The sequence below is a fragment of the Streptomyces sp. NPDC002156 genome, from assembly GCF_053593675.1.
In genome coordinates this window covers 44,402-54,383 of record NZ_JBSFDA010000063.1, presented here as the reverse complement: position 1 = coordinate 54,383, position 9,982 = coordinate 44,402, and the positions used below count along the sequence as shown (strand labels likewise).

Annotated in this window: 10 protein-coding genes; 8 read left to right on the top strand and 2 right to left on the bottom strand. The window is 71.2% G+C overall.

The genetic code is table 11. The features are described from left to right. Positions 1-129: 129 nt before the first annotated feature. A complete protein-coding gene (locus ACWCRB_RS24860; protein WP_450998131.1) occupies positions 130-1,551 on the bottom strand; it encodes a sensor histidine kinase in 1,422 nt (473 codons plus the stop codon). 165 nt (positions 1,552-1,716) lie between these two features. Then, positions 1,717-2,928, bottom strand: a complete 1,212-nt coding sequence (locus ACWCRB_RS24855) for a sensor histidine kinase (protein WP_450998130.1) — start codon at positions 2,926-2,928, stop codon at positions 1,717-1,719. A 254-nt stretch (positions 2,929-3,182) separates the two neighbouring features. Here ACWCRB_RS24855 and ACWCRB_RS24850 point away from each other — a divergent pair, with 254 nt between their 5' ends. From ACWCRB_RS24850 to ACWCRB_RS24815, 8 genes are read left to right on the top strand one after another with little or no spacing between them, the layout of a single operon-like run. Then, positions 3,183-3,569 (top strand): NADH-quinone oxidoreductase subunit A, encoded by a 387-nt coding sequence (locus ACWCRB_RS24850; RefSeq protein ID WP_235475583.1) that lies wholly within the window; start codon positions 3,183-3,185, stop codon positions 3,567-3,569. After that, entirely contained in the window at positions 3,560-4,180 is a 621-nt protein-coding gene (locus tag ACWCRB_RS24845) for an NADH-quinone oxidoreductase subunit B (RefSeq protein ID WP_450998129.1), read from the top strand. Before ACWCRB_RS24850 ends, ACWCRB_RS24845 begins: the two co-directional genes overlap by 10 nt. Continuing rightward, on the top strand, positions 4,177-5,355 hold the full coding sequence (locus ACWCRB_RS24840; RefSeq protein WP_450998128.1) for an NADH-quinone oxidoreductase subunit C: 1,179 nt from the start codon (positions 4,177-4,179) through the stop codon (positions 5,353-5,355). The genes ACWCRB_RS24845 and ACWCRB_RS24840 overlap by 4 nt, the downstream gene beginning before the upstream one ends. After that, positions 5,352-6,320, top strand: a complete 969-nt coding sequence (locus ACWCRB_RS24835; RefSeq protein ID WP_235475580.1) for a complex I subunit 1/NuoH family protein — start codon at positions 5,352-5,354, stop codon at positions 6,318-6,320. The genes ACWCRB_RS24840 and ACWCRB_RS24835 overlap by 4 nt, the downstream gene beginning before the upstream one ends. Continuing rightward, positions 6,320-6,901 carry a NuoI/complex I 23 kDa subunit family protein gene (locus tag ACWCRB_RS24830; protein ID WP_450998127.1) on the top strand — a complete coding sequence of 194 codons (582 nt, stop codon included), beginning with the start codon at positions 6,320-6,322 and terminating at the stop codon, positions 6,899-6,901. The genes ACWCRB_RS24835 and ACWCRB_RS24830 overlap by 1 nt, the downstream gene beginning before the upstream one ends. Continuing rightward, entirely contained in the window at positions 6,898-7,593 is a 696-nt protein-coding gene (locus ACWCRB_RS24825) for an NADH-quinone oxidoreductase subunit J family protein (protein ID WP_450998126.1), read from the top strand. The genes ACWCRB_RS24830 and ACWCRB_RS24825 overlap by 4 nt, the downstream gene beginning before the upstream one ends. Next, a complete protein-coding gene (gene nuoK / locus ACWCRB_RS24820; protein WP_235475577.1) occupies positions 7,593-7,991 on the top strand; it encodes an NADH-quinone oxidoreductase subunit NuoK in 399 nt (132 codons plus the stop codon). Before ACWCRB_RS24825 ends, nuoK begins: the two co-directional genes overlap by 1 nt. Further along, positions 7,988-9,982: an NADH-quinone oxidoreductase subunit 5 family protein gene (locus ACWCRB_RS24815; RefSeq protein WP_450998125.1), complete on the top strand. Its 1,995-nt coding sequence runs from the start codon at positions 7,988-7,990 to the stop codon at positions 9,980-9,982. Before nuoK ends, ACWCRB_RS24815 begins: the two co-directional genes overlap by 4 nt.

Genomic DNA, 9,982 nt, shown 5'->3' with positions numbered 1-9,982 from the left:
CCCCGCCCGCCCCGCCCGCCCCGCCGGCGGCCAGCCCCCCGCCCCCGGGGGGGGGGGGGGCCCCCCCCCCCCCGGGATGGGAAGGGGTAGGGGCGGCGGGGGCGAAAAAAACCGCCCCCGCACCACCGCTCACCCCCGCCAAGGCAACTCCGCAGTAACCCGAGTAGGCCCCCCCACCGGAGAATCCACCACCAAAATCCCATCCACCGCATCAAGCCGCCCCGCCAACCCGGCCAACCCCGACCCGCCGGAGGCATCCGCCCCGCCCACCCCGTCGTCCACCACCTGCAACATCAACCGGTTCTCCACCCGCCACACATCCACCGACGCCGACGTGGCCGACGCATGCTTGCTCACGTTCTGCAGCAACTCCGACACCGTGAAGTAAGCGATCCCCTCGATCGCGGCAGCAGGCCGCTCCACCAGATCCACCTCCACCTGCACCGGCACCGCACACCGAGAAGCCACCGCCGACAGAGCAGCGTCCAGCCCCCGATCCGTCAGCACCGCCGGATGAATCCCCCGCGCCAGATCCCGCAGCTCCTGCAACGCCGTCTTCACCTCACCGTGCGCCTCGTCCACCATCCGCGCCGCGGCCTGCGGATCCTCCGTGAGCTTCTCCTTCGCGAGCCCCAGATCCATGGCCAGGGCCACCAGCCGCGCCTGCGCCCCGTCATGCAGATCCCGCTCGATCCGCCGCAGATCAGCCGCCGCGGTGTCGACGACGACCCCCCGGTCGGACTCCAGCTCGACGACCCGCGTCGCCAGCCGCGACGGCCCGAGCAGCCCCTGCACCATGACCCGGTCGACCAGGGTCAGTGCCCGCACGATCCAGGGCGTGGCCATGGTGAACAACAGCCCGATCAGCGCGGTCACCGTGACCTCGAACGGGTTGTCGAGGTAGATCCGGTGAGTCTCGTCGCCGTACAGCTGAAGGCCGTCCTGCCCGCCGTACATCGGAAAAACCCAGAACCACAGCGGGTACGTGAGCAGCGCCCACCCATAGACCCAAAAGATCACCGCAACCAGGAACGAGAACATCGCCCAAGGCAGATGCAGCACCGAGAACAGCAGATGCCGCCACGAGGTACCGCTCTTGAGCACACCCCCCATCCAGGCCGCCGCCCCCGACTTCCGGGTCCGCACCGGCTCCGGTTCGGCCACGTCGGCGCCGATCAGCGCCCGCGCCATCTTCCGTTCCAGCACCCCGAACCCCCGGCACCCCGCCAGGCCCACGGCCAGCACCGGAATCCCCAGGAAGGTGATCAGCAGCCCCGCACCGGTGGAGGCCATGGTGACGGCGTACGTGAACACCAGCACGCTGACCGGCAGGCTCAGCAGCACATACGCGAACTCACGCCAGCTGCGCGCCTCGACAGGCGCCCGCAACGCGGCCGGCAACCGAAACCGCCGCCCCCGCCCAGGCCCCTGATCCTCCGCCATTCCCCGCCCCCACTCCCCGAAGCCCCCGGCACCCCCGTCGCCCGTCCCGTGGAATCCGGCCCCGGGCCCGCCCTGCTGCCCGTACCCCTGTCCGTACTCCATGGCCATCGCCCCAGTCCGTCCTACTAGTCCTACGAGTCCCAGTCGGCGCGCCCGCCGCTGCCCTGTTCGCCTGCCATCAGCCTGCTCGCCCCGACCCGCACGGACCATGGAGCACGTAGGCGTCTTCCCCCGGGGGTTTTCCCTACCAAGACCCTGAAAAGAAAGCCCTGCCTACGACTGCTCGACCCGCTCCCGCCAGGGCAACTCGGCCGTGACCGTCGTGGGCCCGCCCTCGGGCGACTCGATGACGAACAGCCCGTCCACCGCGCCCAGCCGGTCCGCGAGCCCCGCCATCCCCGTACCGCCGTCCAGCCGCGCACCACCGCGCCCGTCGTCCCAGACCTGGATCAGCAGCCGGTCCTCGGTACGCCACACGTCGACGGAGGCGCTCCGCGCCCCGCTGTGCTTGCTGATGTTCTGGAGCAGCTCGGAGACCGTGAAGTAGGCGATGCCCTCGATGGCGGCGGCAGGCCTGGCCGGCAGATCGGCCGTGACCTGCACCGGCACCGTGCACCGCGAGGCCACCGAGGACAGCGCCGCGTCCAGCCCCCGGTCCGTCAGCACCGCCGGATGGATCCCGCGCGCCAGATCGCGCAGCTCCTGCAGCGCGAGCTTCACCTCGCCGTGCGCCTCCTCGACCATCGCCGCCACATGTTCGTCGGCCTGGCCCTCCAGCAGCTTCTCCTTGGCCAGCCCGAGCCCCATCGCGAGGTTCACGAGCCGGGCCTGCGCCCCGTCGTGCAGATCGCGCTCGATCCGCCGCAGATCGGCGGCGGCCGTGTCGACCACGACCCCCCGGTCGGACTCCAGTTCAGCGATACGGCGTTCCAGCTCGTCGGAGGGCGACAGCAGCCCGCGCACCATCGCCCGGTCCACGTTGGTGAGCCCCCGCGCCACGAACGGCAGCACCGGCCACAGCACGAACAACGACACGAGCACGACAGTGAAGGTGAGGACGGCCCACGGGAGCCGCACGAAGTCGTACAGGATGGTCCGCCAGCCGACCGGGTCCTTCAACGCCATCCACAACTGCCCGAAGAACCCGAGCTCCTGGCCACGGGCGCCCCGCCCGGCCAGCGGCAGCGGACTCGGCTCGTCCACCCGCACCCCGAGCAGCACCCTGGCCCGCGCCCGCTCGATCCGGCCCAACTGGCGCGCGCCCATCAACCCGGCGGCGAGCAGCGGGACGCCGATCACCGTGAACGTGAGGAAGAACCCCGTCGACACCACGGTCACCACATACACAAAACCGAACAACGCCATCGGCAGGTTGGCCAGGAGATGGGCGATCTCCTTCCAGGTGTGCGGGTCGAGGGCGAAACGGACAGGGGGCAGTCGGTCGCCCTCGGTTCCCGCGCTGGTGGCGGTGATACGTGCGGTCATGTTCGCCAGCCTGCCCGCCGCCGCGCCCCGGCGCCATGAGGCGGACCGCCCGCCGACCCGGGGGAAAACCCCACCTTGCACATCACTTCGGGCATGGCCATGTGTGACGGGCTGCTTACGGTCTCTTTAGCAGGCCCTAGACTCCCGTCCGTACAGATCGCCGAACGCCAGGGGCGAGACGTGACGAGGCCAGGGAGCGAGGGACGGAAGTGCAGGCACCGACCGCTACCGCCACGACGGAGCACACTGAGTACATGGGGTACATCGCGGCGTCGGAGTACTTCCAGTCCTACTCCGTCGTCGGCCTGCTCGCCGTCGTGGGCGTGCTCTTCGTCGCCGTCGCCTTCGGGGCCGGCCGCCTGCTGCGCCCCGTGGTCCCGACCCCCGAGAAGCTCATGACGTACGAGTGCGGTGTCGACCCCGTCGGCGAGGGCTGGGCCCACACCCAGGTCCGCTACTACGTCTACGCCTTCCTCTACGTCATCTTCGCCGTCGACTCGATCTTCCTGTTCCCCTGGGCCACCGTCTTCGCCGCCCCGGGCTACGGCGCGACCACCCTCGTCGAGATGTTCATCTTCCTCGGCTTCCTGGCTGTTGGCCTGCTCTACGCATACAAGAAGGGCGTCCTGACATGGACGTGACGCCAGAAACGAATTCACGGGAATCGGTTCCCGTTCTGCTGCCGGAGCCGAAACGGCTGGGCGCCCTCGCCCGCCTGGCCCCCGAACCGATGAAGGTGGTCCTGAACTGGGGCCGCCGCTACTCGCTCTGGGTCTTCAACTTCGGCCTCGCCTGCTGCGCCATCGAGTTCATCGCCGCGTCCATGGCCCGCCACGACTTCATCCGCCTCGGCGTGATCCCCTTCGCCCCCGGCCCCCGCCAGGCCGACCTGATGGTGGTCTCGGGCACGGTCACGGACAAGATGGCCCCGGCGGTACGCCGCCTCTACGAACAGATGCCCGAGCCGAAGTACGTCATCTCCTTCGGCGCCTGCAGCAACTGCGGCGGCCCCTACTGGGACTCCTACTCCGTGACGAAGGGCGTCGACCAGATCATCCCGGTCGACGTCTACGTCCCCGGCTGCCCGCCCCGCCCCGAGGCCCTCCTCCAGGGCATCCTCAAACTCCAGGAGAAGATCGCCCGCGAGTCCCTGGGCGAGCGGTACGCGTCCGCCCAGTCGACCCGCCCGTCCCCGGCCGCACTCCAGAGCCCCCTGGTGCAGCCGCCGGCCGCAGGGGAGTCGAACAGATGACGGCGACCGGCTGGCTGCCCGCCCCCACCGAGGACCTCTTCGGTACGGAGGCCACCGCCGAGGAGTCCTACGACGTCCTGACCGTCGACGTACCCCCGACCTCCTGGACGGCAGCCCTGGAAACAGCGCGCGACCGTCTCTCCTGCACCTACTTCGACTGGCTCAGCGCGGTCGACGAACCGGGCACCGGCTTCCGCGTCGCAGCCCACGTGGTCGCCCTCTCCCCGGTCCGCCGCCTCCTCGTACGCACGACAGTCCCGCACGAGTCCCCCGTACTCCCTTCCCTCGTGGACGTCTACGCGGGCGCCGCCTGGCACGAGCGCGAGACCCACGAAATGTTCGGCGTACGTTTCGAGGGCCACCCGGGCCTTGACCACCTCCTCCTCCCGGAGACCTTCGAGGGCCACCCCCTCCGCAAGGACTTCGTACTGGCGGCCCGCGTCGCCAAGGCCTGGCCGGGCGCCAAGGAACCGGGGGAGTCGGAGCACGGCGGCCCCAAGCGCCGCCAGATGCTCCCCCCGGGCGTCCCCGACCCCAACGAATGGGGCCCCCTGAAGGGCCAACTCCCCCCGGCCCCGACCCGCCCGGCCCGAGCAACCGCCGGCCGCACGCCCGCCGACCGCCCGGTACGCCGCACCCGCACGGCCTCGGAAGGCTCAGCAAGCCAAGCCCCGGCGGGCCAAGCCCCGGCAAGCCAAGCCCCGGCGGGCCAAGCCCCGGCAGACCCGGCAAGCCAGCCCCCGGCAGACCCATCCCCGGCATCCCCGGCGGGCCAGACCCCGGCAGGCTCGCCCCCGGCAACGGAGGGCACCCCCACGGAGGCCGCCCCGCCGGCCACCCCCCGCCGGTCGCGCAGCGCAAGCCAGGGCTCGGCGTCGCAGCGCCCCCAGACACCGCCGACCGAGGCCGCCGCTCCCGAGCCCCCGCCGACAGAGGCCCCCAAGCCACCCCCCACGGCGGACGCCCCTTGGCACCACGCCCGCCCCGCCTTCGACGAGCCCACTCCGAAGGCCTCCGAACCGACCGACACCCCCGAACCGACCGAGGCCCCTGCACCGGAAGCCCCTGCACCGGAGGCCTCCGCACCAGAAGCACCCGCCCCCGAAACCCCGGCCCCGGACGACCCCGCCCCCGAAAAGGGCACCCCCGAGAACCCCTCAGGAGGCTCGCAGTGAACGACGCGCTCGACGTCGCCCTGCGACTCCTGATCGTCTTCGTCGTCTTCCTCACCTTCCCCCTGATCGTCGGTCAGACCGAGCACAAGGTGATGGCCCACATGCAGGGCCGCCTCGGTCCGATGTACGCCGGTGGCTTCCACGGCTGGGCCCAACTCGTCGCGGACGGCGTCAAGTTCGCCCAGAAGGAAGACATCGTCCCGGCCGGAGCCGACCGCCGTATCTTCCAACTGGCCCCGGCCGTGGCCCTCCTCCCGTACCTCCTCGTCCTCCTCGCCATCCCGATCGGCCCGGGCGAGGGCGCCGTCGGCGAGGTCGTCGACGCGGGTATCTTCTTCGTCCTCGCCGTCATGGGCGTCGGCGTCCTCGGCTCGCTGATGGCCGGCTGGGCGTCGGCCAACAAGTTCTCCCTCCTCGGCGGCCTGCGCACCGCCGCCCAACTCCTCGCCTACGAACTCCCGATGCTGCTGACCGCCGCCTCGGTCGCGATGGCCGCAGGCACGGTCTCGCTCCCCGGCATCGTCGACGCGTTCGAGTGGTGGTGGCTGCCCTGGCAGATCGTCGGCGCGATCGTCTTCTTCGTCGCCGGCCTCGCCGAACTCCAACGGCCCCCCTTCGACATGCCGGTGGCCGACTCGGAGATCATCTTCGGCGCCTACACCGAGTACACCGGCCTCCGCTTCGCCCTCTTCCTCCTCGCCGAGTACGCCGGGATCGTCGTCCTGTGCGGCCTCACCACCGTCCTCTTCCTGGGCGGCTGGCACGGCCCCTGGGCTGCCGACGGCCTCGGCTGGGTCTGGACCCTCCTCAAGACAGCCGTCCTCGCCTTCGTCGTCATCTGGCTGCGCGTCACCTACCCCCGTCTGCGCGAGGACCAGCTCCAAAAGCTCGCCTGGACCCTCCTCGTCCCCCTTTCCCTCGCTCAGATCGCCCTCACCGGCATCGTCAAGGTGGTGATCTCCTAGTGGCCCCCATCCCTGGCTCAGGCCTGGCCAAGGGCCTGGCCGTCACCCTCCGCACGATGACGAAGAAGACCGTCACCGCGCAGTACCCGGACGCCCAGCCCGACCTCCCGCCCCGCAGCCGCGGAGTCATCGGACTCTTCGAGGAGAACTGCACGGTCTGCATGCTGTGCGCCCGCGAGTGCCCGGACTGGTGCATCTACATCGACTCCCACAAGGAGACCGTCCCGGCCGCCGCTCCCGGTGGCCGCGAGCGCAGCCGCAACGTCCTCGACCGTTTCGCCATCGATTTCTCCCTCTGCATGTACTGCGGTATCTGCATCGAGGTGTGCCCCTTCGACGCCCTCTTCTGGTCCCCGGAGTTCGAGTACGCCGAGACCGACATCCACGAACTCACCCACGAACGCGACAAGCTCCGCGAGTGGATGTGGACGGTCCCGGCCCCACCCGCCCTCGACCCCGCAGCCGAGGAACCGAAGGAGATCGCGGCGGCCCGCAAAGCGGCGGAGAAGCTGGCGGCCACCCAGCCCGAGCCGCAGGAGTCCGGACCTCAGCAGCCCGAACCGCAGGAGGGGAACTCGTGAGCCTTGCCGCAGCCGCCGCGACGGCAGCACGCACCACGACCGCCGCCTCCGACACCCACGGCTTCCTCTCCCCGACCGGCGTCGAGATCGCCTTTCTCCTCGTCGGCCTGGTCACCTTCGGCGCCGCGCTCGTCACCGTGACCACCCGGCAGTTGGTGCATGCCGCCCTGTGGCTGGTGGTGACCCTCGGCGGCCTCGCCGTCGAATACCTCCTCCTCACAGCCGAGTTCATCGCCTGGGTACAGGTCCTCATCTACGTCGGTTCCGTCGTCGTCCTCCTTCTCTTCGGTCTGATGCTCACCAGGGCCCCCATCGGCCGCTCCCCGGACGCCGACTCCGGCAACCGCTGGGCCGCCCTCGCCGTGGCCCTCTCCTCGGCCGCCGCCCTGGTCTGGGTCGTCGTCGACGCCTTCCGCACGACCTGGATCGACCTGGACGGTGCCGCCGCCGGCTCCACCGCCGTCACCGGTGCGAGCCTCTTCCAGAACTGGGTCCTGCCCTTCGAGGCCCTCTCCGTCCTTCTCCTCGCGGCCCTGGTCGGGGCGATCGTCCTGTCCCGCAAGACGAAGGCGGAGTCGAGCTCTCCCCCTGTGAACTCCCGAGCCGCGACCGGTAGTTCCCCCTCTGTCCCGGATTCCCGGAATCACCCGATCGAGCGAAACGACCCGGCAGAGCAGGAAGGTGCCCTCTGATGCACCTCGCCTATCCCGCCGTGCTCTCCGCCCTCCTCTTCTCCACCGGCCTCTACGGCGTCCTCGCCCGCCGCAACGCGATCCTGGTCCTGATGTCCGTCGAGCTGATGCTCAACGCCGTCAACCTCAACCTGGTCGCCTTCGACGTCTGGCTCAGCAGGACCGCCCGCGAGACCCTGCACTCCGGCCAGGCCCTCACCCTGTTCACCATCGCCATCGCGGCCGCCGAGATCGGCATCGGCCTGGCGATCGTCCTCGCCGTCCACCGCAACCGCGGCACCGCCGACATCGACAAACTCCGCGACACCGCCGAGCCGCACGGCCCCGACGAAGCCACCGGCACGGACGCCGCAGACGGCACGGAAACGGAAGACGAGAAGGCTGAGGCCACCGCGTGACCACGACCACCCTCGCCGTCCTCGTCCCCCTCCTCCCGTTCCTGGGCGCCGCAGCAGGCCTGCTCCTGGGGCGCACGGCTCCCGGCTTCGTACGCCCCCTCGCCGTACTGCCCACCCTCGCGGCGCTCGCCCTCGCCGTGGTCGTCGCCGTACGCCAGGGCGGCGACCGGGCCGTCGACGCCGCCACCGAGCTGACACCCACCGGCTCGGTCCCCGTCGAACTCGCCCTGCACATCGACGGCTTCGCCGCCCTCGTCGCCGTCCTCGTCGGCCTGGTCGCGACCTGTGTGCAGATCTACTCGACGGGCTATCTGCGCGACGACCCGCGCTACCCCTCGTACGCCGCTCTCGTCTCCCTCTTCACCTCCGCGATGCTGCTCGTCGTCTACTCCGGCGACCTGATGGTGCTGCTGGTCGGCTGGGAGATCATGGGCATCTGCTCGTACTTCCTGGTCGGCCACTACTGGGAGACCCCGGAGGCCCGCGCCGCCTCCCTCAAGGCCTTCCTCGTCACCAAACTCGGTGATGTCCCCTTCCTGATCGGCCTGTTCGCGCTCGCCACCGACGCCGGGTCCTTCCGGATCACGAAGATCCTCGGCACCGTCGCGACCGGCGGCCTCGACCACCCGACACTGGTCGCCCTGCTGCTCCTGGCCGGCGTGGCGGGCAAGTCGGCGCAGTTCCCGCTGCACACCTGGCTCCCTGACGCGATGGCGGGCCCCACCCCCGTCTCCGCGCTGATCCACGCCGCGACGATGGTCGCCGCCGGTGTCTACTTCGTCGCCCGGCTCCTCCCGGTCTTCGCGGCCTCCTCGGCCGCACTGGTCGTCCTCGCCGTCATGGCCGCCGTCACGATGGCCGGCTCCGCCCTCGCCGCCCTCGCCCAGGACGACATCAAGCGCGTCCTCGCCTACTCGACGATCGGCCAGCTCGGCTACATGACCGGCGCCCTCGCCGTCGGCGACCGCGGTGCCGCCGTCTTCCACCTCCTCACCCACGGCGCCTTCAAGGCGCTGCTGTTCCTCGCGGCCGGCGTGATCATCCACGCAGCCGGCACCAACTCACTGGCCGCCATGTCCCGCATGGGCAACCTGCGCGCCCGGGTCCCCGACGCCTACTGGACGATGACCGTGGCGCTCCTCGCGCTCGCCGCGATCCCGCCCTTCAGCGGCTTCTTCTCCAAGGAGTCCGTCCTTGGCGCCGCCGAACACGTCTCCACCGGCCACGCCGAGGGCATCCCGGGCGCCGCCGGCTGGATCGTCCTCGTCGCCGGTCTGGTCTCGGCCCTGCTCACCGCCGCCTACGCGACCCGCCTGTGGCTGCTCGCCTTCCGCGGCCGCGGCGCCGAAGCCCCCGACCACGGCAGGCAGCCCGTCGCGATGACCGCCGTGCTCTGGGTGCTCGCGATCCCCTCCCTCGCCCTGGGCGGGTTCGCCTACGGCAGGCTGCCCGACTGGTTCGACGGCCACGACCTGACCCCGACCCTCACCACGTCCGTCCTCGGCACGGGAGTGGCCCTGGTCGGCGGCATCGTCACCTACGGAGCCTGGCGTCACACCACGGCCCTGGCGGCCCGCGTCTCCCTGGGCGCCGTCGCGGCCCACCCGGACGCGGACGGCGGCCTGGTCGAGGCCGAGGCCATCGCCACCCACACCCCCGCCTACGGAGACATGGCCGGCGCACCCGACCCGGCGGACCCCGGCCGACTCCTGCTCGGCCCGCTGCACCGCCACGCGGCCGTCGGCTTCCACCTGGACGCCCTGTACACGGCGCTGTTCGTCCGCCCGGTCCAGGCCGGCGCCACCCTCGTCCGGTTCCTCGACCGAGAGGTCGTCGACACCTATGTACGCGGCGCGAGCGCCGTGCCCCGCCTGCTGGGTGCCGCCGTACGGCGCGCCCAGACCGGCAACGTACAGACCTATGTGAGCGCGCTGCTCGCCGGCACCGTCGTCCTGGTGGTCGCCGTCCTCCTCGTCGCCACGGGAGCGTGA

What these genes read in the sequence shown, in the direction of transcription:
- ACWCRB_RS24860 (WP_450998131.1), bottom strand. Translation starts at nt 1,551, where the DNA reads ATGGCCATGGAGTACGGACAGGGGTACGGGCAGCAGGGCGGGCCCGGG.
- ACWCRB_RS24855 (WP_450998130.1), bottom strand. Translation starts at nt 2,928, where the DNA reads ATGACCGCACGTATCACCGCCACCAGCGCGGGAACCGAGGGCGACCGA.
- ACWCRB_RS24850 (WP_235475583.1), top strand. Translation starts at nt 3,183, where the DNA reads ATGGGGTACATCGCGGCGTCGGAGTACTTCCAGTCCTACTCCGTCGTC.
- ACWCRB_RS24845 (WP_450998129.1), top strand. Translation starts at nt 3,560, where the DNA reads ATGGACGTGACGCCAGAAACGAATTCACGGGAATCGGTTCCCGTTCTG.
- ACWCRB_RS24840 (WP_450998128.1), top strand. Translation starts at nt 4,177, where the DNA reads ATGACGGCGACCGGCTGGCTGCCCGCCCCCACCGAGGACCTCTTCGGT.
- nuoK (WP_235475577.1), top strand. Translation starts at nt 7,593, where the DNA reads ATGCACCTCGCCTATCCCGCCGTGCTCTCCGCCCTCCTCTTCTCCACC.